We start from the raw sequence: 24,021 nt of genomic DNA, 5'->3' as shown, positions 1-24,021 counted from the left end.
TAATACTTTATTTTACTGTAGAGAATTCTACGTTTCGCTGCGCGGGTCGAGCAGGGCTGTTTCCGGCGTTGGCTGTGTTTCTGCGCTCTGGAATTGGAATTCCGTCTTTTGGGCAGGCGGGAGGGAATGGCCGCGCCGCTGGATGCGCCAGAGCGCATGGGCGGCATAGAATGTATAGCAGAGCGCTATGGTGACGAAGAAGCCCTGGGGGCCGATGGCGTCCATCAGCCGGCCCGCGATTTGCGGTCCCATCATGCTCCCGGCCCCGTAAACGATCAGCAATCCGCTCGATATTTTCACGAACTCACTGGCATCGGCGGAATCATTCGCATGCGCCGTGTTGAGGCTGTAGATCGAATAGAGGACCGAGCCGAACAGAAACATCATTATATAGATGAGCGATCCGGGCCCGGGGTGAAGCAGCACCATCGCAGCGGAGAGCACGAGCCCGATAATGCCAGCCACCACCATGACGTAGCGCCGGTCCACGAAATCCGAGGCGCGCCCGAGCGGATATTGAAAGATCGCGCTGCCGATCATCGCGGTGGCGAGCATGGTGGCGATGCCGAAGGTGGAAAGCCCGATCTGCTTGCCATAGACCGGTGCGAGGAAGCCCCAGGCCCCCGCAATCATCCCGGCGAGGAGCGAGCCGACCACGGCCGCGGGCGAGCGGCGGTAAAGCCCTGAGAGGTCGAGCGAAACCTGGGTCAACGGCCTTGGCGACTGCGCGTTGGAAAGCGCGGTCGGGATGAGCGCTGCCGCATAAATCAGCGCGCAGACGATGAACAGCGTCTGCGCCGCCGGGTCGCCGAAGGGCAGAATATATTGCCCGGCGAGCAGCCCCACCATCGAGACGATCATATAGATGGAGAAGACCATGCCGCGCGTTTCGTTGACGACGCGCTCGTTGAGCCAGCTCTCGACGATCATATAGCCGCCGGCGAGCGAGAACCCGGCGACGCCACGAAAGACCATCCAGGCAATGGGGTCGATAATCAGTGCGTGCAGCAGCAGCGACATGCTGAGCAGCGTTAGCAGCACGGAGAACACCCGCACATGCCCGACCCGCCGCACCAGCCGGGGCACGATGAGGCAGCCGAGCGTGAAGGCGAGCGCGTAGGACGTGCCCATCCAGCCGATGGTCGTCGGCGACCAGCCGTCGAGCCCGGCGCGCAGCGGCAGGAGAATACCCGCAAGCCCGCCGCCCGTCAGCATTAGGAACGTGCTGAAAAGCAGCGCGGCAATGGGCAGGAGTTGGCCAGCCATGAAAAACCTCGATCAAGACAAGGCACGGAGAATAAAAGAAAAATCGCCCTGCCGCGCGAGAGTTTGCGACGCGGGCGATGGCGGAATTCCGACAGGGGTGCTTAACCGCAATAGATGACGATTGGATGGCGGGCTAACGATGCGCCCACCTTCCCCCTTGCTGGGATTGAGGAGCGTTCGGCCGTAGGCCGAGGAAAAGCCAACGATTTGGCTTTTCCAGCGACGAACCCCGCGTTAGCGGGCGGATGGGGGTGGTGACGGGTGCGCTTTTGCTGGAGACAATGGCGTTAACGTCACCACCCCCACCCGGCCCCATGGGCCACCCTACCCGCAAGGGGGAGGGAGACTCATCCTGCCATCTCCCGCAACCGCATCTTCACCGCCAGCAGATCTCGCCATGCAAACCGCTTCTGGGCCGGGCTCCTCAACAGATAGGCCGGGTGCAGCGTCGGCATGACCGGGATTTCCTTGCCCGATGGCGTCAAATGCACTTTCCAGTTTCCCCGCAGCCGCAAGATACCTTCCTGCGCGCCGGTCAGCGCCTTCGCCGCCGGGCCGCCTAGCGCGACCAGCACTTTCGGATCGGCGAGCTCGATCTGCCGTTCGATGAAGGGGCGGCAGAGTTCGGTTTCGAGCGGCGTCGGGGTGCGGTTGCCGGGCGGACGCCAGGGGATGGTATTGGCGATATAGACCTTTTCCCGCTCCAGCCCCATGGAAGCGAGCATCCGGTTGAGCAGTTGCCCGGACCGCCCGACGAAGGGCCGCCCCTCTATATCCTCGTCACGCCCCGGCGCTTCGCCGATGAACATGACGGGCGACTCCGGGTCGCCATCGGCAAAGCACATGTTCTTGGCGGTGAATTTCAAATTGCAGCCGTCGAAGGCCGCGAGCCGCTCGCGCAATTCCTCCAGCGTCGCCGCCGTACGCGCCGCCTCCCGCGCCATCGCCACCTGCGCATCGTCGGGCACGACGGGGCGAGGGGGGGCCGGTGCCGGTGCCGCTTGCCGGGAAGGCTGCTGAGGGGAGGCGGAGACACTCGCCGGCTGGGGCGAAGCTTCACCCGCATGGCCTGCGCCGGGCTGCGCCTGCCTTGAAGGCGTTTTCGGTCTCGCGCTTTCGGCAAAACGGTCGATGGGGTCGTCGGAGAGCGCGATATCCACCCCCGCTTCCGCATAAAAGCGGATCAGCCCTTCGATATCCATCCATTCCTGCTCATTTGCCATGGGTGCATCCTTATCAGGAATGAGCTTGCGCCGTCCATTGCAAGGAAAGCCCTTAAAAGCCATGAATTTATTGACGTTTACGTCAAGGTAAACTAATTAATCGTGGAGTGCCACAATTGCTCCGGACAATTGGCCGCTTGTGAGGATTCAAGCGACGCTATAACAGGTAAGATAACAAACGAGGCAAGACGGCTCCGGGGAACAGGCCGTCACGGAGGATGAGATGAGCGAGGCGAACGAGCTTCAGACACGCGAGAGCATGGAATTCGACGTGGTCATCGTCGGGGCGGGTCCGGCGGGACTGGCGGCGGCGATCCGGCTGAAGCAGGTCAATCCCGAACTCTCCGTCGTGGTGCTGGAGAAGGGCGGCGAGGTTGGCGCGCATATCCTCTCGGGCGCGGTCGTCGATCCCATCGGCATCGACAAGCTCATTCCAGGCTGGCGCGAGGAGAGCGACCATCCGTTCCAGACGCCCGTGACCGATGACCATTTTATAGTGCTCGGGCCTGCCGGATCGGTGCGCCTGCCCAATTTCATGATGCCGCCGCTGATGAACAATCACGGCAATTACATCGTATCGCTCGGCAATGTCTGCCGCTGGCTGGGCGCGAAAGCGGAGGCGCTGGGCGTCGAAATCTATCCAGGCTTCGCCGCCACCGAAGTGCTCTATGACGACAATGGCGCGGTCATCGGCGTCGCCACCGGCGATATGGGCGTCGAGAAGAACGGCGAGCCCGGCCCGGCCTATACGCGCGGCATGGCGCTGCTCGGGAAATATGTGCTGATCGGCGAAGGCGCGCGCGGCTCGCTGGCCAAGCAGCTCATCGCCAAATTCAAGCTCGACGAGGGCAGGGAGCCGCCGAAATTCGGCATCGGTCTCAAAGAACTCTGGCAGGTCGATCCGTCCAAGCACAAGCCTGGCCTCGTGCAGCACTCCTTCGGCTGGCCGCTCGATATGGAGACCGGCGGCGGCTCGTTCCTCTATCATTTCGGCGAAAATCTGGTAGCGGTCGGCTTCGTCGTTCACCTCAACTACAAGAACCCCTATCTCTCGCCCTTCGAGGAATTCCAGCGCTTCAAGACCCATTCGGCCATTCGCGGCACCTTCGAGGGCGGCAAGCGCCTATCCTATGGGGCGCGCGCCATCACCGAGGGCGGCTTCCAGTCGGTGCCTAAGTTGACCTTCCCCGGCGGGGCGTTGATGGGCTGCTCGGCGGGCTTCGTCAACGTGCCACGCATCAAGGGCTCGCACAATGCGGTGCTGTCGGGAATCATGGTCGCGGACCATGTGGCCGAAGCCATAAAGGCGGGCCGCTCCCATGACGAACTGACCGCCTATGAGGAAGCCTGGCGCGAGAGCGAGATCGGCAAGGATCTGAAAAGGGTCCGCAACGTCAAGCCGCTCTGGTCGAAGCTCGGCACGGTGCTCGGCGTGGCGCTTGGCGGCCTCGATATGTGGATCAACACGCTGACCGGCGGCTGGTCGCCCTTCGGTACGATGAGCCACGGCAAGCCTGATTACAAGACGCTGGAACCGGCGGCGGATGCGAAGAAGATCGAATACCCCAAGCCCGACGGCGTGCTCACCTTCGACCGGCTATCCTCGGTCTTCCTTTCCAACACCAACCATGAGGAGGACCAGCCGGTCCATCTTCAGGTGGAGAACATGGAATTGCAGCGGACCTCGGAATTCGAAATCTATGCCGGCCCGTCGCAGCGCTATTGCCCGGCTGGGGTCTACGAATGGGTGAAGCAGGACGGCAAGGAAGTCTTCGTCATCAACGCCCAGAACTGCGTCCACTGCAAGACCTGCGACATCAAGGATCCCAACCAGAACATCAACTGGGTGCCCCCGCAGGGCGGCGAGGGGCCGGTTTATGTGAACATGTGAGGCTTAGTGCCCCTCCTTCCCTGCAGGGGAGGGAGGGCGCCAACTCATTCATTCACCAACCCCAGCACCAGCTGGTGCACATTCCCGCCTTCGCTCATCTCAGCCTTGTCGAAGTCTCGGCTCTGTTGGCGCTGTTCCTGTGACAGGGCGGCGAGGCGTTTGGTCAGTTCCTGCCTGATCTTCTTGCATCCCGGATCGTTCGGCACGGTGAGGCCCACCGACATGACCTCGATCTTCTTCACCATGTCGAGGATGAGTTCGCCATGCACCCGCTCATGCGCCTCGATCCCCGCGATGAAGCGGTCCAAGCGTTTCTGCGTATCGGGCGGCATTTTGCCTGATGGCTTCGGCAGCTTGTAGATGATGGTGAGGTGCGGGACGGCCTTGGCGAGACGGCACCCGCCGCCTTCGGGCACATATTTGCGCGACCATTTCAGATCGAAGGTGGTGAAGGCGATGGTGGGGCCGAGGCTCAATCGCGGGCCGTTCTCGCCGATCGAGCGGTAAAGCTCGATGCCCGTCTGGCCGGAAACCGGATAGGTTTCGATCCGCTCGGCAGGCTTCCACTGCGCCCACGCCGTCACGGGCCCCAGGCACAACGCGATCCCAAGAACAAAAGCAATGCGCCGCATGTCGCCTCTCCTTCTTCGCCGGAACGCTAAAGGAAACCACCGATTTTGTCAGGAGCCTTTTCTGCCCCGTTTGTCAGGAGAGGTGGGATGGGGCGGTTTTCCGTGTCATACTGGTGGGGCATAGGATTGCAGGTGAAACACCAACCAGCCCCAAACAGGAAGGGAAACGTGAAATGCCCAAGCAATCGGATTTTATCTGGTATGAACTGGTGACATCGGACCTCGCCGCCGCAGAGGACTTTTACAAGAAGGTCCTCGGCTGGAACACCGAAACATGGCCGGGGAACATGCCCTATGTCATCGCCAAAAGCGGGGATACGGGCGTCGCCGGGTTGATGACGATTCCGGAAGAGGCGAAGGCGAACGGGCAGGTGCCGATGTGGGCCGCCTATATCGGGGTGGAGGATGTCGACGCGGCGACGGAAGCCCTGCGCAAGGCGGGCGGGACGGTCTATCGCGAGCCTGATGATATTCCGGAGGTGGGCCGTTTCTCTGTCGTCGCCGATCCGGGCGGCGCGATGTTCATGCTGATGACCCCGAGCATGGAAGGCCAGCCGCCGCTGCCCGACCAGACGCCCGGAACGGTCGGCTGGAACGAGCTTTACGCCGCCGACGGCCCCAGCGCCTTCGAATTCTATTCAAACCAGTATGGATGGGCGAAGGGCGAAGGCATGGATATGGGCCCGATGGGGATCTACCAGCTTTTCGAAATCGACGGAAAGCCGCGCGGCGCCGTCATGACCAAGCCCGAGAACGTGCCTGCGCCCATGTGGCAGTTCTACTTCTGGGTCGACGGCCTCGACGCGGGCATCGAGCGCGTCAAGGCGAACGGCGGCAAGATCGTGCTGGAGCCGACGCCGGTGCCCGGTGACAGCTGGATCGCCGGCTGCATGGACCCGCAAGGGGCGCTGTTCTCGCTGGTATCGGTGAAGCGGTAAGGGATGAGGGCAGTAGGGGCGGCGGGGCAGTATGTTTGGCCTAGCCATCAGCTGCTGACGTTGCCCTGTCCCTGCTGCCCCTAAAACGATGAAACGCATTATGATCATTGGCGGCGCCGGCTCCGGTAAATCGACACTCGCACAAGAGATCGGCGAGCGGCTGGGGCTGCCTGTGATCCATATCGATCCAATGTATTGGAAAGCCGGCTGGGTGCAGCGCACGCCGGAGGAAACGACCGCGCTGGCGCTTGACGCGGCGCGGGGCGAGGAATGGGTATTCGAGGGCAACCATACGGCGACCATACCGGCGCGCCTTGAACGGGCCGACACATTCATCTTCCTCGACATCGGCACGATTCGCCGCCTCTGGCGCGTCGTCCTGCGCGTCATAAGGCATCACGGCAGGACGCGGCCCGACATGGCCGAAGGCTGCCCGGAGCGTTTCGATTGGGCCTTCCTCAAGTGGGTCGCCGGATATAGCAAGAACGGCCGCATCCGCGCGCTCAAGCTTCTGGAGACCATCCCGTCGCACGTTCGGGTCTTCCACCTGCGCAGCCCGGAGGAGGTGAGGACGTTTCTGGAAGCTATTCCGCCCAAATTGGAACCGACCCTTTGATCATTCTGCCTTCATGCAGATAGGAACAACCGGCGGCCGAAGCCGCCGGTGGGGACTAATTACTGCGGAAGTGGATAGGATTGAGTGAATTGAATGTAGGGGTGAAGTTCGCCACCTTTGTCTGCGATGCAATCGCCCAAAGTCAGATTGTTAGACTCTGCAGCAGTGCTTTCAGAACGTATGCATTTTGGCGACAGGTAGTAGAATCGTCCGACGTTATACTGTGCGTTAAGTTTCACGGTCATTGAGGCGCCGGGATCGAATTCAGCTTTGGTTTCATCATCGACTCCAAAGATGTTGAATTCCGCTTGCGTCCAATCCGAGCCCAGTCCCAGATAATTGTCACGAGAAACGGTGACCTGCTCGGGGCCAAATTGCAAAATGGCGACGTTCTGCCCCGTGTTGCTTTTATTTACATAGCCTGTGAGCGTGACATCCGTAAGTTGCGTAACCGGAATTAACGGCGCCGGCCCCATTTCCTCCATGTAGCAGCTCGGTTGTCCATCCTTGTCCTGGCGTGTCCAGTCACTTAGGCATTTTTCAGGGTAGTTAACGAGCCAAGACCGAACAGTCACCTCTCCGCCGCCGGAAGATCCTTGATTCTGGTACATGAATTGTTGCCATCCGTAGCATTCGGGGGCATTTCCGCAAGCCTGGGTGGTAAAATAGTTCGTGTTGAGTTGCAGGCTATATTGGCCGTCGAGCTTGGAATCGCCCGTGCCGCCCACGCTGGTTACGGATTTAACGTCCGTAACCGACGGGAAAGAGCCGGTTGCATAAGAGAGGTAGGAGCTTGAACTAACTATGCCGGGTTCAAAAAAGTAATTGTCGGATCCGCCATCCACGATTTTGGAGGCGCGTTTGCTGACCTTGGGCACGGGTGGGGCAGGCTCAGTGGTGGATGTCTTGATGCAAGGGATCTCATTGAGGGCCTTGCTGGGATATTTCGAATGGTAGCAACCCGGGCCCGGAGGAACAATATTTTGCATCTCCTCTCGCCAGGCCTTAAGCGCGGCAGGATCAACCTGTTCCGTCGTATTCACCGGAGAGTCCGCGCTTTGTGCGGTAGTGACCGGGATGAAGGCGGCGCCCACCAGCGCTGCCAATAACCGCATTTTCCATTTGTTGGTCATCTTTTTCTTTTCCCTTAAGTATAAATAGTTACATGAGCTTGAGCGCGCGCCTTATGGTGGTGCGCTAAATAAACTTCTACTTTAGATTGAATTTAGAAATCATCAACTAAATTGATTGCATTTTACATATGGCGACGGGGCGCTACATTCGCCCCGTCCTGCTCCAAGCGGGATCAGAACGAGCGCTGGAAGCGGATGACGCCGCCCCATACACCGTCATCATTGCCATTGAGGCTTTCGGACTCCTTGAGATAGACGACTTCCGGCGTGACCGTGAAACCGGGCACGAGCTCATAGGCCAGGTTGACGGCGACGGCCAGTTCCTTGGCGTCGTCGAAGGAGACCTGCAAATTGGCGACCGCCTTGTCGCTCACCGCATAGCTCGCGCCGACCCAGCCGATCCAGTCCCCGCCCCACGACGCGTAGAAATTATGGTTGCGGTGCTCGATGTCGCCATCGGAGCGCCAGCCGCCCATCGCGAAGACGGAGAGGGAGTCGCTGATATTGTAATCGGCGCGCAGCTTGACCGCATATTCCTCGAAATTTGCATCATAGCCGACGACGGCGCCGATCGAGCCGCGGCCCTGGGTATATTTCAGGCCGCCGACGACATGCGGCATATAGCTGTCGATCGTGTAATCCTCGGCCCCCTGCTCGAGCGAGAGGATGGCGGAGAGGCCATTGCTGCCCTTGAAGGTGTAGCTGATGAGCATGGTGTCGTAGCCATAAGGCTCCAGCGCATCGTCATTAACAACATTCCCGGCATAGCCGAGGAAGGTACGGAACGCGGTCTCGTCCTTGCCGAGGCGCAAGCCGCCAAGCTCGATATAGGCAAAGTTCAGCGTCGTGGTGTCGAAATTGGCCCAGGCGCTGTTGCGTTCCTCCACCGGCGAGCCGTCCGGCCCGTCAATGGTGTAGGGCACGCTGGTCGTGTCATACTGGAAGCGGCTCTCGGTATAGGTGTAGAGCGTGCCGAGTTCCGTCGCGGTAGCCGTGTGGGTGCGCAGCGCAAAGCGTGTGCTGAGGTTCCAGGTGTCGCGCAGCCTTTCCTCGGGTTCGCTGCCATAGAACCTCCGGCGGTCGACACCGTGAAGGCCGAGCGCATCGCCGGCGGCAGCGTCAAAACGGATATAGCCCGAGATGCGCAGGCAGGTTTCGGTGCCGGGGATAAAGAAGTAGCCGGCGCCGGTGGTGTAGCAGGCGCGCAGATATTCGTTCTGTTCCGGCTCAGGGGCCGCGGCAGCATGGGTGGCGTCCGCGGCGCCGGCGCTGGACGCCGCGGTCAGAACCGCGGCGAAACCGAGAAGAATGCACTTGATGTTCATTTCTCATCTCCTGGAAATGCCTCAGTGCGTCGTCATCCATTCGCGGGCGGCGCGCAGTGCGGTGGCCAGATCAAGCTTGCTCATGCTGGTGGCGATCTCGCTCCGCATGATTGCGGCGCGCTCATTGCCCTTGATCGCGGCAATGTTGAACCATTTGTGCGCGGCGACGAGATCGACGTCGCAGTCGCGGCCCGTGGCATACATCATGCCCATTTCGAAGAGGATGTCTCCTTGAGCGGGCGCATCCATGGCGCCCGCCTCCGTGCCGCGAAGTTCATACCGTGCCATCTGTCCAAGTCCCTGTTTTACATCGAACATCCGGTTCAGCCCGGTGCTCTTTTTGTGCTTATGAGACTGCCAGACAGGCTTGAAATGGCCGTTAAGGACGATGCTTAACCACGGCCAAACAAAATCCGAACGGGAGGTAAAATTATACTTGCGTTAAACATGATGCTCCGGACTTTTCCGGGGTTTTTCCGAAAAATCGCGTAAAATAGCACAAGCCAAAATCAACCGTGCGCTAACCAAAGATTCGATTGGCATCACCACCGGCTTCGTTTACTTTTACGTATGCGTAATTGGGAGGAACCAGAAAATGCGCACGATTTTGCTTGCAACAGCCGCCATTTTCACGCTCGCTGCCGAGCAGGCCGCAGCCACCGAGCTGATCGTCGGCACATGGAAACGGCCGAACGGCACCATCATCAAATACGATTCCTGCGGCGCGGATACCTATTGCGGCACGGTGATGACGGGCGAGTATAAGGGAAAGTCCATCGGCACCATGTCGGGCAAGGACGGGTCCTATAAGGGCAAGGTCAACAAGCTCGACGAGGGCAAGACCTATACCGGCAAGGCCAGTGTGAAGGGCAACACGCTCTCGCTCTCGGGCTGTGTGATGGGCGGCCTGATCTGCAAGAGCGAGAGCCTGACGCGGCAGTAAGCGTTTTGCTTGTTGCGCCGCCATCGAGGCGGTTTGCAAGCCGCTTCGATGGCGGCGCAGCGAGCATAGACTGAGCGGCATCTAAAAACTGCCGCTCAGGTAGCTCTATATATTACCGCGCCATATTACCGCGCCTTCTGCCCGAACAGTACCTTCTGCGCGCCCTTATCCTCGGCGAGGTTGGTTTTCGCTTCCTTGCCCAAGGCCAGACCGCGCTGGACGGCGGGGCGGGCGGTTACGGTTTCGAACCAGCGCTTCAGGTTCGGGAAATCTTCCAGATTCTGATCGTAGTTCTTGTAGGCGCTGATCCAGCCGATGCAGGCGATGTCGGCGATGGAATATTCATCCGCCAGATAATCGCGGCCTTCGAGGCGGCGGTTCATCACGCCGTAGAGCCGGTTGACCTCATTGGTGTAGCGGTCGATGCCGTACTGGATCTTTTCCGGCGCATAGATGCGGAAATGGCCCGCCTGGCCGGACATGGGGCCGAGCCCGCCCATCTGCCACATCAGCCATTCTTCGGTGGCGACGCGCTTGCGCTCGTCGGTGGGGTAGAACTTGCCGAACTTGCGCCCGAGATATTGCAGGATGGCGCCGGATTCGAACACCGAGATCGGCTCGTCGCCCGGACCTTCCGGATCGATGATGGCGGGCATGCGGTTGTTCGGCGCGATCTTCAGGAAGTCCGGCTTGAACTGGTCGCCCTTGCCAATATTGACGTATTTCACCTCATAGGGAACGCCCAGTTCCTCCAGCATGATGCTGATCTTGTGGCCATTGGGTGTCGGCCAGTAATAAAGTTCGATCGGCTTTGTCTGCGTCGTCATGAAAATCTCCTGAGGGTAGATTGCGATGAGTAGGTTTAGAATTTTCGAAAGCCGCAATCAATTCGGGTCCAAGCTGTAGATCGTTACGAGAGGCTATTTTTCCAAGTCACATTTCATGCGGTCGAGAATGGACAACGCATGGGTGGCGTATTGGCTGATCCAGCGGTCATGAATCTGCTTGATCGGGAGAGAATTGAGGTGGTTCCACCGCTCGCGCCCCTCACGCCGAACGATGATCAGTTCGGCCTCCTGCAGCACCTTGAGATGCTGCATCACTGTGCACCGATCCATATCCGCAAATGCATCGCACAGCATTCCGGTCGTTTGCGGCTCGTCCTTCAGCCGATCGAGCATGAGCCGCCGGCGCGGATGCGCCAGCGCTTTGAAAATCAGGTCTTCTTTGCTATCACTTGACATGTTATGTTTTTATAACATATTGTCGGGTCAATCAACAGGAGATCGATCATGAAACCCGAATTCAAAGTTTCAGCGCGCATTGCAAAGCCGGTTGGCGCGGTTTTCGACGCTGTCGTGAACCCCACGAAACTCAGCGGCTACTTTACCACGATAAAGGGTGCGAGCGCGCCGCTCATCCCCGGAACGACGGTGGTCTGGTGGGGTGAGGTTCCCGTGGAGGTCGATGAGGTTTCCGCCGACAAGCGCATCGTGCTGCGCTGGGATGGTCCGAACGGGGAAGACGGCAAGCCCGCATACAAAACGCGGATCGAAATGAATTTCGAGCCGGCCGAAGACGGCGCAACCCTGGTCACGATTGCCGAAACCGGATGGCGCGACGACCAGCAGGGCCAGCGCGCCTCATATCAAAACTGCGAGGGCTGGACGCAGATGCTGTGCTGCATGAAAGCCTTCGTCGAGCACGGCATCAATCTGCGCCAGGGCTTTTATCCGCATGAATTGAAAGGCGATGTTGGGTGCGAGCCGAAACCCCATTAAGCGGGATATAAAAAGGACGGCGGCTTCCACCTCACGTCAAAATGTTTGAACGGCGGATGAACGGCGCTCTCAGCATGCATTCAGCCTCGATCGGCTATCCCTGAGATCATCGGGCATAATCCCGAAAAGTTGCAGACTTTTCGGACAAGATTATGCCACACGAAACGAAGGACGATCTCGATGCTGCTGCGGCGCTTTACCATTTTCAGTCTGTTTCTCATGGGGCTTGCCATTCTGACCGGCGGCATCGTGCATGAGGCCCGCAAGGCGAGCGCCCAGAAGCCGCTTTTTGACGTGACCGAAAGCAGCGGGACGGCCTTGCAATGACGGCCAGGATGCGCGCCTCCGCTGCCCTTTTTCTGCGTATGGCTCTCTTTGCCGTGGTTCTCGTCGGCCCGGTCGGCGCCTTCGCCGCGGTGCAGGGGGACAAGGCGCCGGGCATTCAAGGGGCAGGGCTCGTTCTTCTCGTCAGCATCCAGCGCGCCGGATAAACGAAACTTCAGCACTGTCTGCAATTTTTCAAAATCATGCCCTATTATAAGGCGCATGGAAAATCGAATCGACAAACTGCATCGCCCCGGCATTCAAACGCCACCCCACCAGGAGTCCGAGCAATTCACCGACGCCCGTGCGGCGGTCGATTGCCTGCGCGCACTCTATGAGCGTAACACCGCGTTCCTGCGCGATGCCTTCGACAGGATCGCGCAAGGGGAGGGGGGCGAGCAGCGCTATCGCGCCTATTATCCCGAATTGCGGCTTTCGACCTCCAGCTTCGCCCATGTCGATTCCCGCCTGGCGTTCGGCCATGTCTCGACCCCCGGCGCCTACTCCACGACGATCACCCGGCCGGACCTGTTCGATGATTATCTGCACGAGCAGATCAGGCTGCTGATCCGCAATCACGGCGTTCCGGTTACGGTGCAGGAATCGCTGGTGCCGATCCCCATCCATTTCGCCTTCCTCGAGGGAACGCATATCAAGGGCGCGGTCGCCGATGCCTTCTCGCGCCCCCTGCGCGACATTTTTGACGTCCCCGATCTCGCGGCGACTGACGACCGCATCGTCAATGGCGATTATGAGCTTGCGCCCGGCGAGGCCATGCCGCTTGCGCCTTTCACAGGCCAGCGCGTCGACTATTCGCTGCATCGCCTCGCGCATTATACGGCGACGAGCCCGCAGCATTTCCAGAACTTCGTTCTCTTCACCAACTATCAGTTCTATGTTGATGAATTCTGCGCCTATGCGCGCGAGCTGATGTCGGAAGGCGGCGGCGGATATGAGAAATTCGTCGAGCCCGGCAATCTCGTGACCCTCGCCGGCGATCATGCGCCCTCCATCGGCCTCCCCCTGCATCGCCTGCCGCAAATGCCTGCCTATCACCTTGTCATGCCGGACCAGTCGGGCATCACCATGGTCAATATCGGCGTCGGCCCCTCCAACGCCAAGACGATCACCGATCATGTCGCCGTGCTGAGGCCTCACGCCTGGCTGATGCTCGGACACTGCGCAGGACTGCGCAACACGCAGGAACTTGGTGACTATGTTCTCGCCCACGCCTATGTGCGTGAGGATCATGTGCTCGACGACGATCTGCCGGTCTGGATACCGCTGCCGGCGCTCGCCGAAGTGCAGGTGGCGCTGGAGGAGGCGGTGGAGGAGGTCACCGGCCTGCAGGGCTACGATCTGAAGCGGATCATGCGCACCGGAACGGTCGCCACCATCGACAACCGCAATTGGGAACTGCGTGACCAGCGCGGCCCGGTGCAGCGCCTGTCGCAATCGCGCGCGGTGGCGCTCGACATGGAATCGGCCACCATCGCCGCCAACGGCTTCCGCTTCCGCGTCCCCTACGGCACGCTGCTATGCGTTTCCGACAAGCCGCTGCATGGGGAATTGAAACTGCCGGGCATGGCGACCGAGTTCTACAAGCGGCAAGTGGCGCAGCACCTCCAGATCGGCATTCGCGCCATGGAAAAACTCCGCGCCATGCCCCCGGAACGCCTGCATTCGCGCAAATTGCGAAGCTTTTTCGAGACGGCGTTTCAGTAAAGGGCGTTATCCGGTCGCGGACGGTGAGGGGGTGCTTGGGGCGACGGATGGAATTGTGCGAGCGGTTGAATCCCGCATTTCATCGTCATTCTGTATTCGTTTAGCCATCTCCAAGCCGCAATCGTCTTTTTACTGCGCGTTATGACCCCAAAAAGCCCCTCTCTTTTCCCCTTCCTACTGCTCGCCGCCGCGCTGCTGCTTTCGGTGCCGCTGGTGCTGAGCTTTTTGGGCCGTCTGCATCCGGCGCTCGATTCGTTCACCCATTTCCGAGCGCATATCGCAGTGCTGATGGGCTTGCTCGCCATTCCATTGTTCTTCACGGCGCTTTGGCGCGAGGCGGCAATGGTTCTCCTTCTCTCGGCGAGCGCCTTCGCCACAACGCTGGGCGCAGCGCAAGGGCTGCTCTCCGGCGCTGCAAAAGCTGAGGCCGGGGAGAAGGGCGAGGCGCTTTACAGCCTCATCCAGTTGAACCTGCTCTACAACAATCCCGCTCCGGCGGAAGTGCTGCGGATGATCGCGCGGGAAAAGCCCGATATCATCACCTTCGAGGAAGTCTCGGACGAATGGGCGGAGAAGCTGAAGCTGTTGGAGGGACGCTATCCCTACCAGCAGATTTGCCGCAGTATCGGCTGGGGCGTCGCCATCCTCTCGCGCCGTCCCTTTGCCGAAGGCAGCGGGACCGGCTGCGCGGGTAATGGCATCATGGCTTTCGCCCGGTTCGACCTTGGCGGGGCTCCCCTCTCGGTCGTTGCGCTGCATCTGCGCTGGCCCTGGCCTTTCGGCCAGCCGGAGGACATCGCCCTTCTGCAGCCATATCTGGCAAGGCAGGACGCCCCGCTCATCATCGTTGGCGATTTCAATGCCGTTCCCTGGAGCAACGCCGTGCGCCGCATCGAGGCGGCCAGCGGCACCCATCATGTCTCGGGCATCGGCCCATCCTTCGCGCTGCGCCAACTCCCTGCCGGTCTCACCCGCTATGTCGGCCTGCCGATCGATCAGGTGCTGGCAAGCCCGGATGTCCGCGTCGCCAAGATCACCGCGCTTTACCCCGCCGCCTCGGACCATCTCCCCGTCCGGCTCGATTTCTCCTTGCCGCAGCCGCCGCGGGCGCCGGACGAGCCGGTCACGCAGACCGTCATGACCAGGTAAATTCAGTTTTACTTATGTAATGTAAGTTTATCTTCGCTGCCGGTCACGTAGTTTAAAGCCGTGAACACAAATTTTACCTTGAATATATACGTTTATTGACGGAAAAACTGGCAGGGGTGCACAGTTGCCGCATCCTGATCACGGAGAACCGAGAAATGCTTATTCGATCCATCGCAAGTCTGGCCGGCGCTGCCCTCATCATGGGCGCGGCTGCCCTGACTGTTTCATCCCCAGCCAATGCGCTGACGATGAAGGAATGCAGCGTGAAATACAAGGCCGCCAAGGAGGCGGGGACGCTGGGCGGCGTGAAGTGGAATGATTTCCGCAAGACCGAGTGCGGCTCAGCCGAAGATGCTGCCGCCGGCGCCGCTTCCCAAGGCTCCGCCGCTGGTACTGCTGCCGCCACGGCTGGCGCCGCCGCTGCCGCAGGCGCAGCCTCCGGCAAGGGCCTGAGCCGTCTGGAGTGCAGCGCGAAATATGAAGCCGCCAAGATCGCCGGCAGGCTCAACGGCATGAAGTGGAACCAGTTCCGCAAGGCCGAATGCGGCGCGGGCGCGGATTCGGTTGCGCTGAGCACCGATGGCGAGCAGGAGCCAGCAGCGCCAGCCGCCAATGTCAACGTCCCCGCTGGCGTCAGCTTCCCGAGGGCCATTTCTCCGAAATTCGCCAATGAGAAGCCGGCCAAGGCACGGATGCACACCTGCCTCGAGCAATATTACGCCAACAAGGAAGCCAATACGCTCGGTGGTCTGAAGTGGATCCAGAAGGGTGGCGGCTTCTACAGCCTCTGCAATGCACGGCTGAAGCAGACGTCGTAAGGCTTCAAAGCTCTATGCAATGAAAACGGGGCGTAGAGTCCCGTTTTTTTTATGTCTCCTTTGTCATCAGCCCCGCGCCCGCAATCACCCACCCGAGCATCATCAGCGTTCCGCCTGACGGCGCGGCGTAGGGGAAGAGCCTGTCGCCGGTGAGATCTCGCATCAGGAGATCGCCGGTGAAAAGCAGGAGCCCGAGCAGGATCACCCATCCGCCGAGCCTTGCCACCATCCTGCCCGGAGCCAGCAGGGACAGCACGAGCAGGGCCGGCGCATGGCCGAGGAGCAGTGGCGCGAGGGTGCCGAGATTGGCGCTGCCGCCATGGGCGGAAGCCGCATAGGCCGCGATGGCCGCCGCGCCGCTCAAGGCTCCCAGAAGCGCGAAGGGGCGGTAGAGTTCCCTGGCCATGTTCGTACCCCCTGTCAGATGTCCGCCGCCGCAAGCGCAAGCGGCAATGTTGCCTCGAAAAGATCGAGTTCAGCCTTCGGCCCGACGCTGACGCGGATGCAGCGGTCGAGAATCGGTGCGGCGGGCTTGCGCACGAAGATGTCGCGCTCGATCAGCGCATCGAGAACTCGCTTCGCGAACGCGCCGTCCCGCCCGCAATCGATGGTGACGAAATTGGTGGCGGAGGGGATAGGTGCAAGCCCGTTCGCCGTCGCAATCGAGGCGATCCGCCGCCGCGCGGCATCGATCATGCCGATCACCTCATCGAGATAAGCCTGATCCTTCAGCGCGGCCATCGCTGCGACTTGCGTCAAACGCGGGACGCCGAAATGGTCGCGTATCTTGTCGAAAGCGGTAATCTGGTCCGGCGCGCCGATGGCATAGCCGCAGCGCATCCCCGCCAGCCCATAGGCCTTCGAAAAAGTCCGCATCCGCAGCACATTCGGCCTGGCGACATCGAGCGGCGGAATGGCCGAGGCGGGCGCGGTCTCGCCATAAGCCTCGTCGAGAATGAGCAGCGTGGTTTCCGGCAATGCCTCGATGAAGGGCTGGACCGCATCCGCCTCCAGCCAAGTTCCCATCGGATTATCGGGGTTGGCGAGATAGACGAGCGGCGGCCCCTCGCGCTTCACCGCATCAAGCAGCCCGTCAAGGTCGCTCCTGTCCTCGCGATAGGGCACGGTGACGATACGCCCGCCGAAACCCGCGACATGGAAATTGAAGGTCGGATAGCCGCCGAGCGAATTGACGACCGCATCACCGGGATTGACATATTGCCGGACGACCAGCCCCAGCAGGCAATCGATACCGGGACCCACGGCGATGCTTTCGGGCCCTATGCCCAGATGAGCCGCCAGCGCCTGTTTGAGCTCGTGATTCTCCGGGTCGCCATATTTCCAGACATCGCCCGCCGCCGCCTGCATCGCAGCGATAACCGACGGGGCAGGGCCGAAACCGTTTTCATTCGCCCCGAGCCGTGCCGCGAAAGGCCGCCCGCGTAGTCGCTCCAGCGCCTCAGGGCCGACGAACGGGACGGTGGAGGGGAGTTTCCCGACGAGCGGGGTGAAACGTGGAATGGCCATGAGAGGAACCCGAGAGAGCGAACTGGCATTCGCTACCATGGATTGGTCTATCGTGGCTATAGAGGGAGATTCGCTAATGGAAACGTTGGCGCTCTATGTCGCCCCCCTCTGTCCTGCCGGACATCTCCCCCGCAAGGGGGGAGATTACGCTTTCATGAACGGGTGCTACTAACCGCCAACGTCGCAGGATAAGAGCGGAGCGATATGTCAGCCAATCTCCCCCTTTGCGGGGGAGATGCCCGGCAGGGCAGAGGGGGGCGCCGTTCCGCCGGCCTCTCAAACTACCGCACCTCCAGCACCTTCACGCACGAATCCAGATCATTCGTCGCAAGGTGCGCATACCGCATGGTCATCTGCAGCGTCTGGTGACCCAGCCACATCTGCACGCGGCGGATATCGATTCCCCCGCGCACCAGCCGCGAGGCGCAGGTGTGGCGCAGGATGTGCGGCACCACCTGGTCGTCCTTGCCCAGGCCCACTTCCATCTTCGCCTCGTTCCAGATGGCGCGGTAGCGGATCTGGTTGAGCATCGCGAATGGGCCTTTCCGTCCCATGTGCGGGATATCAAGCGCCTTGCGCACGCGCCGGGTCATGGGCACGGTGCGGCTGCGATTGGATTTGGTGAACCAGAAGGTGACGCGGTGGTCCTGGATATCGTTCCAGGTCAGGCCGATGGCCTCGCCCAGGCGACAGCCCGTGTCGACCAGGAAGATGGAGAGGCGGTAGCTATCTTCGCAGCGGCTTCGGATGGCCGCGAACAGCCGCTGCTCCTCGTCATACTCGAGAAAGCGGATGCGTCCCGCTCGCTCTTTCTGGCGGATGAACTCCGGCAGGCTGAAGATTTCGCCCATCTTGTACGCCTTTCGCAGCAGTTTGCTCAGCGCCGCCATCTTTCGATTGATGGTGGCATTGCTATTGCCGCGTTCGCGAAGCGTACCGATGACCCGGTCGAGCATTTCCTGGCTGAAGCCGCTGAACCGCTCGCCTTTCAATATCTCATCGATCTCGCCGAGGAAGGACTTCACATTGTATTTGTGGGACCCGTCGTCCCATAGAATGTTGAGATACCTTCTTGCCAGTTCGGCGAGCGAATGCTGATTGACCAGCCTGTGGGTTGCACTCTGGGAAGCTGTGTAATTGAGATTATATCCTATGATAGGCGTATAAGTCTCACTGCTTCCGATGGTATTGTTTTTCATAATAACCATCAACGCCTCCCTAAATACAAAGTATTGAAGGAAGAGTTAACGAATGTATTAACGAAAAACAAGTCTCGTTTACTTAAACTTTGTATTTGCATCATCCATGATCCCGCATCCAACGAAATAACCCACCTCTCGTTGGTACTTCCCCCAAATAGATCAAAGTTTCAGTTATCTATGTATCACCTCACAAATTGGTTTCGACATTCGCTTTCACTTTCGTGAACGCATTATCAGCAGAGGAACGCTGGAGCTTATCCCCAGCGTTCCCTTGAGTGATTTCTAGAAAGACCGCTGGAAGCGGAGGATGCCGCCCCAATAATCATCCTTACCGCCGGTAAGCTCCTTGGATTCCTTGACGTAGAGGACTTCGGGCGTGATCGTCAGACCGGGCACGAGCTCGTAGGCCACGTTGGCTGCCACAGCCATTTCCTTGAAGTCGTCATAGGAAAACTGGGCGTTGAACGCTGTCTGCTCGTTGAACTGGTAGCTGCCGCCGACCCAGACGATCCAATCCCCGCCCCATGAGGCGTAGAAATTGTCGCGGTAGTTGGCGAGGCTGCCATCGGACTGCCAGCCGCCCATCAGCCACAGCGAGATGGCGTCGGTGACGTTTATGTCCGCGCGGGCCTTGATCGCGTATTCTTCCATGTTGGCGTCATAGCCGCCGACGACGCCGAACGAACCCCAGCCCTGCGCCCATTTGGCGCCGACCACGACATGGGGCGTATAGCTGTCGATCGTGTACCAGCCCTCGCCTTGTTCGAGCGAGACGATGGCAGAGATGCCGTTGCCGGCGGTGAACGTATAGCTGATGAGGGTGGTGTCGTAGCCCAGATTCTCCAGCGTATCGTCGTTGATGACGCCGCCGGCATAACCAAGGAAGGTGCGGAACGCGGTTTCGTCCTTACCGATGCGCAATCCGCCCAGCTCGATATAGGCGAAATTTAGCGTGACAGGATCATTCTCTGCCCAAGCGCCCCAGCCCTGGTCGCGCTCGTTGATTTCCGTCAGCAGATTCGACTGATTGTCATTTGTGTCCCATTGGAAGCGGGTCTCGGTATAGGTGCGCAGCGTGCCGAGTTCGGTCTCGGAGGCGGTGTGTGTGCGCAGCGCGAAACGCATGCGCTTGTTCCAGGTGTCGTGATAATCCAGATCCGCGTCTTCCGGGAGATCGACCGGGGCGCCGGGATTGATCAGGCGGTTGCCCCTGCGATCGATCGCGGTCATCCCCAGCGCATCGCCGACGCCGATGTCGTAGCGCAGATAGCCGGATATGCGCAAACAGGTCTGGGTGCCCGGAATATAGAAGTAGCCCGCGCCATAGGCGTCACAGACGCGAACATATTCAACGGGTTCCGCCTCTGCGGCGACGACGGCGTCGGCGGCCTGCGCGCCGGAGGCTGCGGTAAGGGCCGCAGCGGAGCCGAGGAGAAGGCTCTTGATGTTCATTTTCTGACCTCCAGTCTAGAGTCGGAGGCAGGAGAAAAACGTAAGTTGAATCAATTGATTAGCGATTTCCACCTCAGTGTGGCCATCTTTCCGCCTCACCACGCCTGGGCCAGCGCGCACGCACCCTGTGGATGAATTTCCAGCCTATTCGTCGCAAATCGCTTGAACTGCCGTGCTTTACCGGCTATCTCGCCCTTACCGGAGAGGTGGCCGAGTGGTCGAAGGCGCTCCCCTGCTAAGGGAGTAGACCTCAAAAGGGTCTCGTGGGTTCGAATCCCATCCTCTCCGCCACCCTGCGCCCTTTGGGCTTCGGGTGGGCAGGCCACCAAATCATCTCTTCTACATATGCAGTGGAGCGTCACGGAATGGCGTTCCCGTCCTTTGGCAGATTCTCGGGCTTGTCCCGAGAATCTGCCAAAGGTGAAGCGAGGAGCCAGGGTGCCGATACGGGCAAGCGAGAGATTAGGATTAGATGTCGGCAGATCCTCGGGACAAGCCCGAGGATGACGGCAGATTTACTGTTCCAGCGGCGCCTGCGGACCTCTCCGCCGTTGCAACTCTAATGGAGAGGGCGGAATCGTCCCCACTTCCGTCATTCCCGTGCTTGTCACGGGAATCCATGCCTCGGCCTTATCCCCATGACAACGGTCCAGGCGCTCCCCCCCCCGCTCCCTCTCGATTCCCTCTTTTGAGGGATGAGTCGCGCTGAAAACGCGCCGATTCCGCCCCTCACATATTAATAACTTCTAAACGGACCGCCTTGCCCACGGCAATTTCGTGTCTTTTCTGCAACAATGGGTGGGCATAGAGCGGGGTATAACATAAGCGAACGCTATTGGGTGTTGAAACGCGAAACCCGGCGAGTATGGTCACGACAGAAGAAGGAGCGCTTCGGGGCGACTTTTTCGAGGGGATGGGGACAGGTTGTCCTTCAGCCAAATCAGAATGCCCAGACCCATTTTTAACTTTGACTGGAGGTCAGAAAATGAACATCAAGAGCCTTCTTCTCGGCTCCGCTGCGGCCCTCGTCGCAGTCTCCGGCGCTCAGGCCGCCGACGCCGTCGTCGCCGCCGAGCCGGAACCCGTTGAATATGTTCGCGTTTGCGACGCTTACGGCAAGGGTTACTTCTACATTCCGGGTACCGAAACCTGCCTGCGTCTCTCGGGCTATGTCCGCGTCGACGTCAAGGGCGGCCGTGCGCTCGGCGTAACGTCCGTCGATCAGCAGGACGGCGATCTCGACGATACCTACAACATCAACACTCGCTTCACGCTGCGCACGCACACCGCTTCCGAGACGGAACTCGGCACGCTGCGCACCTACACCGAGACCCGTTGGAACTTCGGCAACGACGATTGGGAAGCTGGCGACAAGGGCACCTCGTTCAACTTCGGTTACATCGAGCTCGGTGGCCTGCGCGTTGGTAAGGACGAAACCGCGTTCCGTACCTTCATCGGTTACGCCGGCAACGTCATCAACGACGATCCGCTCGAGGATGATTACTACGACACCAACCTCATCAGCTACACCTTCACGGCTGGCAATGGCCTCTCGGCCATCATCTCGCTCGAGCAGGGTTCTGGCGATAACACCAACCTCAGCGGCGAGTATGACCATACCATCGACAGCTACGTGCCTCACGTCGTCGGCGGTCTGAAGTATGCCCAGGGCTGGGGCTCGATCGCCGCTGTTGCGGGCTATGACGCCAATATCGAAGAGTGGGCTGCCAAGCTTCGTGTTGACCTCAACGTGAACGACAAGTTCTCTTTCTTCGTGATGGGCGGCTGGCAGTCTGAAGGTGATCTTCAGTACTACAAGTCCAACGTCTTCGCGAACTGGGGTGGTGACTGGATCGGTTGGGTTGGCGCAAGCTACAAGCTGACCGACAAGGCAACCTTCAACGCGCAGGTCTCCTTCGACGACGCCAAGGAACTGGCTGTTGCGGCCAATGTCGCCTACGAACTCGTTCCCGGCTTCACGATCACGCCGGAAGTCGTTTACGTCAAGGACAAGCTCGACAGCGACGGCATCAGCAACGACGAAGACCAGTGGGGCGGTATGGTCCGCTTCCAGCGCTCGTTCTGATCCATCCGGATTGGTTAAAAGAAACCCGGCGGCGAAAGCTGCCGGGTTTTTTATTTGAGTTTTAGTCAGAAGTATTTTATCGATCCGTCATTCCAGCTGATGCTTATTGTATAAATTACCACTATATTTGCCTTTCCACAGTTTTAATCAGTAAAAACCCTCCTATCTAAGCTTGATCTTACCGATTTTTTCGGCAAAAGTTCGGCTCTCCTGCTTCGCAATACATTTCGAATAGATTTCGGGATTTGCGGGAGGCGTTCTCGTGCTTGTATCGGTATGCGTATTAACAGGCGTTATTCTACGAGACACAGGAGAGGACTCATGAAAAGCTGGCTTTGGCCCGGCGTTGCGACGACGACCGTATTGACGGCGCTTGCCACATGGTTCGGCGCGGGGCCGGTCCAACACGATCTTGTATCCCGCGCCTCGGCGGCGCTTGTCGGAAACAATCAACCCTGGGCGACGGTCGATGCCGATGGCCGGGACCTGACCCTGCGGGGCACCGCGCCGGATGAAACCGCGCAGGCTGCCGCGACCCAGGTCGCCTCGGCGGTGCCTGGTGTCCGCGCCGTGGACAATCAGTCCGTTCTTCCGCCACTCTCGGAACCCTTCACTTTCCGAGCCATCAAGACCGGCGATGGAATCACCCTGACCGGCGATGTGCCGCCTGGTCCGGCGCGCATGGAGATCGTGGCTCTGACCGAGCGCGCCGTGCCGGGCATCCGCGTCGTCGACGACATGTCGGTCGCGCGGGGCGCTCCGGATGGCTTCCCCGCCCTCGTAGGCTTCGCCCTTGCCCAGCTTGCAGATCTGAAGGAAGGCGAGGTGGCGGTCAGCGGTGTTGATTACTCGGTCCGCGGCAGCGCCGCCGGGCGCGACGCCTATGAGCGCCTGACTGCGGCCGTAGCGGGCGCGCTGCCGGGGCAGGGGAGGCTAGCCTCCGCGCGCATAGCGCCTCCCTCCGATTAAGTCATTCACAATACTTAATTTGTATAGTTAAGGCTTGTGGATGAATAAGTAAAAGATTTTGTAAACCAGTTTCTGTGTTATTTTACTTCTAACGAATCGCGAGGGACTGAGATGGAATATCTTATAAATACATTCTGGCTCGTTCTGCTTGTTGCGTTTTGTATCGGGCTTTACGTCGGATTGAAGACTCTGGATGAAGATCTGGCGTAAAGGTGTCCAGCATGATCCCGAAAAGTTACAAGACTTTCGGACAAGATCATGCGGTTGAATAAAGCAATGATCCCGAAAAGTTGCAGACTTCTCGAATGGATCATGTGCTGAAGATGAAGGCGGGCCGCCTATATTGGCCTGGTGCAGGCGGGAAGCCGATGGCGGCTTTCGTGAATGCCTGGAGTTCGCGTGATCATTGCGTTCGTAAGGTGCGTCTCCTGCGCGTCGGTTGGCTGCGCGGATGCGTGCCGGGCATGACCCGACCGGAGCCCGCAGCGCGGTCTTTCCGGGCACGGTCGTGGTGAAGAAAGAATATCGTCAGTCAAAAAGTTGTCGGTGCCGAATAAGGTCTTCCGCCTGAAGGAGATGTCCGCATGTTGTTGCTCATCATTCAATTGGCCATACTGATTGCTGTTGCATTTGTCCTGGGTTGCATCATCGGATCATTGTATAGGCGCTACACGGCCACGCAGAACGGTCGCACCGCGGCGTCGCCCGCCCTGGCCCTTCCTTATTCTCCAAAGGCAGCGGGAGCTGCGCGGGCCGCGAAAACCACCGTTGCGTCGGCGGCTGCTTCACAGAAAGCCGGTCGGTCCCGGGCCGCAAGCGCAAAGGCGTCGGCAAGGCCCGCCCCGGCAAAGGTTGCACCTGTGCGGGCGCCCGCCGGCAGGACGATGGCCGACGCCGCCAAAGCTGCCGCATCGGCTGTGGCCTCGGTCAGCGCGTCGGTGATCCCCCTGGCGAAATCGGCGGCAAAGCCGGCGTCGCCCGCTCCATCGCCCGCCGCTCGCTCATCCGCTGCCGCCAAACC

Annotated in this window: 25 protein-coding genes and 1 tRNA gene; 13 read left to right on the top strand and 13 right to left on the bottom strand. The window is 59.9% G+C overall.

Annotated elements, in window-relative coordinates; all coding sequences use genetic code 11:
* Positions 1-27: 27 nt before the first annotated feature.
* Positions 28-1,266, bottom strand: a complete 1,239-nt coding sequence (locus tag IEX53_RS11035; RefSeq protein WP_188824216.1) for an MFS transporter — start codon at positions 1,264-1,266, stop codon at positions 28-30.
* 347 nt (positions 1,267-1,613) lie between these two features.
* On the bottom strand, positions 1,614-2,489 hold the full coding sequence (locus IEX53_RS11030; RefSeq protein ID WP_188824215.1) for a uracil-DNA glycosylase: 876 nt from the start codon (positions 2,487-2,489) through the stop codon (positions 1,614-1,616).
* A gap of 223 nt (positions 2,490-2,712) precedes the next feature.
* Here IEX53_RS11030 and IEX53_RS11025 point away from each other — a divergent pair, with 223 nt between their 5' ends.
* Positions 2,713-4,380 (top strand): electron transfer flavoprotein-ubiquinone oxidoreductase, encoded by a 1,668-nt coding sequence (locus IEX53_RS11025; protein ID WP_188824214.1) that lies wholly within the window; start codon positions 2,713-2,715, stop codon positions 4,378-4,380.
* 44 nt (positions 4,381-4,424) lie between these two features.
* Here the strand turns inward: IEX53_RS11025 and IEX53_RS11020 are convergent, their stop codons facing one another.
* The gene (locus IEX53_RS11020) at positions 4,425-5,012 is read right to left on the bottom strand and encodes a DUF922 domain-containing Zn-dependent protease (protein WP_188824213.1); all 588 of its coding nucleotides are present in this window, start codon (positions 5,010-5,012) and stop codon (positions 4,425-4,427) included.
* 173 nt (positions 5,013-5,185) lie between these two features.
* Between IEX53_RS11020 and IEX53_RS11015 the strand changes: the two genes are divergently transcribed.
* Both IEX53_RS11015 and IEX53_RS11010 read left to right on the top strand, forming a co-directional pair.
* Positions 5,186-5,950 carry a VOC family protein gene (locus IEX53_RS11015; protein ID WP_188824212.1) on the top strand — a complete coding sequence of 255 codons (765 nt, stop codon included), beginning with the start codon at positions 5,186-5,188 and terminating at the stop codon, positions 5,948-5,950.
* 100 nt (positions 5,951-6,050) lie between these two features.
* A complete protein-coding gene (locus IEX53_RS11010) occupies positions 6,051-6,566 on the top strand; it encodes a P-loop NTPase family protein (RefSeq protein ID WP_236016133.1) in 516 nt (171 codons plus the stop codon).
* Between the two features lie 59 nt (positions 6,567-6,625).
* Here IEX53_RS11010 and IEX53_RS11005 read toward each other — a convergent pair whose 3' ends face one another.
* The 3 genes from IEX53_RS11005 to IEX53_RS10995 all read right to left on the bottom strand — a co-directional run bounded on the left by IEX53_RS11005 (position 6,626) and on the right by IEX53_RS10995 (position 9,312).
* Positions 6,626-7,699 (bottom strand): hypothetical protein, encoded by a 1,074-nt coding sequence (locus IEX53_RS11005; protein WP_188824210.1) that lies wholly within the window; start codon positions 7,697-7,699, stop codon positions 6,626-6,628.
* A 173-nt stretch (positions 7,700-7,872) separates the two neighbouring features.
* Positions 7,873-9,024, bottom strand: coding sequence for a porin (locus IEX53_RS11000; RefSeq protein WP_188824209.1), 1,152 nt, complete (start codon positions 9,022-9,024; stop codon positions 7,873-7,875).
* A 21-nt stretch (positions 9,025-9,045) separates the two neighbouring features.
* Positions 9,046-9,312 (bottom strand): SEL1-like repeat protein, encoded by a 267-nt coding sequence (locus IEX53_RS10995; RefSeq protein WP_188824208.1) that lies wholly within the window; start codon positions 9,310-9,312, stop codon positions 9,046-9,048.
* 307 nt (positions 9,313-9,619) lie between these two features.
* On the opposite strand from IEX53_RS10995, the gene IEX53_RS10990 reads away from it, so the two are divergent.
* On the top strand, positions 9,620-9,967 hold the full coding sequence (locus IEX53_RS10990; RefSeq protein WP_188824207.1) for a DUF2147 domain-containing protein: 348 nt from the start codon (positions 9,620-9,622) through the stop codon (positions 9,965-9,967).
* 125 nt (positions 9,968-10,092) lie between these two features.
* Here IEX53_RS10990 and IEX53_RS10985 read toward each other — a convergent pair whose 3' ends face one another.
* Positions 10,093-10,794: a glutathione S-transferase family protein gene (locus tag IEX53_RS10985; protein ID WP_188824206.1), complete on the bottom strand. Its 702-nt coding sequence runs from the start codon at positions 10,792-10,794 to the stop codon at positions 10,093-10,095.
* Positions 10,795-10,887: 93 nt separating this feature from the next.
* Entirely contained in the window at positions 10,888-11,211 is a 324-nt protein-coding gene (locus IEX53_RS10980; protein ID WP_188824205.1) for an ArsR/SmtB family transcription factor, read from the bottom strand.
* Between the two features lie 48 nt (positions 11,212-11,259).
* Here IEX53_RS10980 and IEX53_RS10975 point away from each other — a divergent pair, with 48 nt between their 5' ends.
* The 6 genes from IEX53_RS10975 (at position 11,260) to IEX53_RS10950 (ending at position 15,764) form a co-directional block, all read left to right on the top strand.
* On the top strand, positions 11,260-11,748 hold the full coding sequence (locus IEX53_RS10975) for an SRPBCC domain-containing protein (protein ID WP_188824204.1): 489 nt from the start codon (positions 11,260-11,262) through the stop codon (positions 11,746-11,748).
* Between the two features lie 180 nt (positions 11,749-11,928).
* Entirely contained in the window at positions 11,929-12,075 is a 147-nt protein-coding gene (locus IEX53_RS10970) for a hypothetical protein (protein WP_188824203.1), read from the top strand.
* On the top strand, positions 12,072-12,239 hold the full coding sequence (locus IEX53_RS10965) for a hypothetical protein (RefSeq protein ID WP_188824202.1): 168 nt from the start codon (positions 12,072-12,074) through the stop codon (positions 12,237-12,239). The genes IEX53_RS10970 and IEX53_RS10965 overlap by 4 nt, the downstream gene beginning before the upstream one ends.
* Positions 12,240-12,294: 55 nt before the next feature.
* A complete protein-coding gene (locus tag IEX53_RS10960; RefSeq protein WP_188824201.1) occupies positions 12,295-13,797 on the top strand; it encodes an AMP nucleosidase in 1,503 nt (500 codons plus the stop codon).
* Between the two features lie 141 nt (positions 13,798-13,938).
* Positions 13,939-14,946: an endonuclease/exonuclease/phosphatase family protein gene (locus IEX53_RS10955; RefSeq protein WP_188824200.1), complete on the top strand. Its 1,008-nt coding sequence runs from the start codon at positions 13,939-13,941 to the stop codon at positions 14,944-14,946.
* 155 nt (positions 14,947-15,101) lie between these two features.
* Entirely contained in the window at positions 15,102-15,764 is a 663-nt protein-coding gene (locus IEX53_RS10950; protein ID WP_188824199.1) for an antifreeze protein, read from the top strand.
* 49 nt (positions 15,765-15,813) lie between these two features.
* Here IEX53_RS10950 and IEX53_RS10945 read toward each other — a convergent pair whose 3' ends face one another.
* The 4 genes from IEX53_RS10945 to IEX53_RS10930 form a co-directional block, all read right to left on the bottom strand.
* On the bottom strand, positions 15,814-16,170 hold the full coding sequence (locus tag IEX53_RS10945) for a DUF423 domain-containing protein (protein ID WP_188824198.1): 357 nt from the start codon (positions 16,168-16,170) through the stop codon (positions 15,814-15,816).
* Between the two features lie 14 nt (positions 16,171-16,184).
* Entirely contained in the window at positions 16,185-17,291 is a 1,107-nt protein-coding gene (locus IEX53_RS10940) for a pyridoxal phosphate-dependent aminotransferase (RefSeq protein ID WP_188824197.1), read from the bottom strand.
* Positions 17,292-17,572: 281 nt separating this feature from the next.
* Positions 17,573-18,490 (bottom strand): tyrosine-type recombinase/integrase, encoded by a 918-nt coding sequence (locus tag IEX53_RS10935; RefSeq protein ID WP_373288630.1) that lies wholly within the window; start codon positions 18,488-18,490, stop codon positions 17,573-17,575.
* Between the two features lie 285 nt (positions 18,491-18,775).
* The gene (locus IEX53_RS10930) at positions 18,776-19,945 is read right to left on the bottom strand and encodes a porin (protein WP_188824195.1); all 1,170 of its coding nucleotides are present in this window, start codon (positions 19,943-19,945) and stop codon (positions 18,776-18,778) included.
* A gap of 200 nt (positions 19,946-20,145) precedes the next feature.
* On the opposite strand from IEX53_RS10930, the gene IEX53_RS10925 reads away from it, so the two are divergent.
* The 3 genes from IEX53_RS10925 (at position 20,146) to IEX53_RS10915 (ending at position 23,000) form a co-directional block, all read left to right on the top strand.
* Positions 20,146-20,236: transfer RNA gene (locus IEX53_RS10925), tRNA-Ser, on the top strand.
* Between the two features lie 694 nt (positions 20,237-20,930).
* A complete protein-coding gene (locus IEX53_RS10920; RefSeq protein ID WP_188824194.1) occupies positions 20,931-22,031 on the top strand; it encodes a porin in 1,101 nt (366 codons plus the stop codon).
* Positions 22,032-22,352: 321 nt separating this feature from the next.
* Positions 22,353-23,000, top strand: a complete 648-nt coding sequence (locus IEX53_RS10915) for a BON domain-containing protein (RefSeq protein ID WP_188824193.1) — start codon at positions 22,353-22,355, stop codon at positions 22,998-23,000.
* A 721-nt stretch (positions 23,001-23,721) separates the two neighbouring features.
* Here the strand turns inward: IEX53_RS10915 and IEX53_RS10910 are convergent.
* A complete protein-coding gene (locus IEX53_RS10910) occupies positions 23,722-24,018 on the bottom strand; it encodes a hypothetical protein (protein WP_188824192.1) in 297 nt (98 codons plus the stop codon).
* Positions 24,019-24,021 lie beyond the last annotated feature (3 nt).

Origin of the sequence: Paramesorhizobium endophyticum (assembly GCF_014640615.1) — a bacterium.
GTDB lineage: Bacteria > Pseudomonadota > Alphaproteobacteria > Rhizobiales > Rhizobiaceae > Paramesorhizobium > Paramesorhizobium endophyticum.
The sequence above is the reverse complement of the archived record's forward strand: the minus strand, read 5'-3'. Positions and strand labels throughout refer to the sequence as shown.

Bases quoted from the DNA above. Each gene is read 5' to 3' on its own strand.
- IEX53_RS11035 (WP_188824216.1), bottom strand. From the start codon at position 1,266: ATGGCTGGCCAACTCCTGCCCATTGCCGCGCTGCTTTTCAGCACGTTC.
- IEX53_RS11030 (WP_188824215.1), bottom strand. From the start codon at position 2,489: ATGGCAAATGAGCAGGAATGGATGGATATCGAAGGGCTGATCCGCTTT.
- IEX53_RS11025 (WP_188824214.1), top strand. From the start codon at position 2,713: ATGAGCGAGGCGAACGAGCTTCAGACACGCGAGAGCATGGAATTCGAC.
- IEX53_RS11020 (WP_188824213.1), bottom strand. From the start codon at position 5,012: ATGCGGCGCATTGCTTTTGTTCTTGGGATCGCGTTGTGCCTGGGGCCC.
- IEX53_RS11015 (WP_188824212.1), top strand. From the start codon at position 5,186: ATGCCCAAGCAATCGGATTTTATCTGGTATGAACTGGTGACATCGGAC.
- IEX53_RS11010 (WP_236016133.1), top strand. From the start codon at position 6,051: ATGATCATTGGCGGCGCCGGCTCCGGTAAATCGACACTCGCACAAGAG.
- IEX53_RS11005 (WP_188824210.1), bottom strand. From the start codon at position 7,699: ATGACCAACAAATGGAAAATGCGGTTATTGGCAGCGCTGGTGGGCGCC.
- IEX53_RS11000 (WP_188824209.1), bottom strand. From the start codon at position 9,024: ATGAACATCAAGTGCATTCTTCTCGGTTTCGCCGCGGTTCTGACCGCG.
- IEX53_RS10995 (WP_188824208.1), bottom strand. From the start codon at position 9,312: ATGGCACGGTATGAACTTCGCGGCACGGAGGCGGGCGCCATGGATGCG.
- IEX53_RS10990 (WP_188824207.1), top strand. From the start codon at position 9,620: ATGCGCACGATTTTGCTTGCAACAGCCGCCATTTTCACGCTCGCTGCC.
- IEX53_RS10985 (WP_188824206.1), bottom strand. From the start codon at position 10,794: ATGACGACGCAGACAAAGCCGATCGAACTTTATTACTGGCCGACACCC.
- IEX53_RS10980 (WP_188824205.1), bottom strand. From the start codon at position 11,211: ATGTCAAGTGATAGCAAAGAAGACCTGATTTTCAAAGCGCTGGCGCAT.
- IEX53_RS10975 (WP_188824204.1), top strand. From the start codon at position 11,260: ATGAAACCCGAATTCAAAGTTTCAGCGCGCATTGCAAAGCCGGTTGGC.
- IEX53_RS10970 (WP_188824203.1), top strand. From the start codon at position 11,929: ATGCTGCTGCGGCGCTTTACCATTTTCAGTCTGTTTCTCATGGGGCTT.
- IEX53_RS10965 (WP_188824202.1), top strand. From the start codon at position 12,072: ATGACGGCCAGGATGCGCGCCTCCGCTGCCCTTTTTCTGCGTATGGCT.
- IEX53_RS10960 (WP_188824201.1), top strand. From the start codon at position 12,295: ATGGAAAATCGAATCGACAAACTGCATCGCCCCGGCATTCAAACGCCA.
- IEX53_RS10955 (WP_188824200.1), top strand. From the start codon at position 13,939: ATGACCCCAAAAAGCCCCTCTCTTTTCCCCTTCCTACTGCTCGCCGCC.
- IEX53_RS10950 (WP_188824199.1), top strand. From the start codon at position 15,102: ATGCTTATTCGATCCATCGCAAGTCTGGCCGGCGCTGCCCTCATCATG.
- IEX53_RS10945 (WP_188824198.1), bottom strand. From the start codon at position 16,170: ATGGCCAGGGAACTCTACCGCCCCTTCGCGCTTCTGGGAGCCTTGAGC.
- IEX53_RS10940 (WP_188824197.1), bottom strand. From the start codon at position 17,291: ATGGCCATTCCACGTTTCACCCCGCTCGTCGGGAAACTCCCCTCCACC.
- IEX53_RS10935 (WP_373288630.1), bottom strand. From the start codon at position 18,490: ATGAAAAACAATACCATCGGAAGCAGTGAGACTTATACGCCTATCATA.
- IEX53_RS10930 (WP_188824195.1), bottom strand. From the start codon at position 19,945: ATGAACATCAAGAGCCTTCTCCTCGGCTCCGCTGCGGCCCTTACCGCA.
- IEX53_RS10920 (WP_188824194.1), top strand. From the start codon at position 20,931: ATGAACATCAAGAGCCTTCTTCTCGGCTCCGCTGCGGCCCTCGTCGCA.
- IEX53_RS10915 (WP_188824193.1), top strand. From the start codon at position 22,353: ATGAAAAGCTGGCTTTGGCCCGGCGTTGCGACGACGACCGTATTGACG.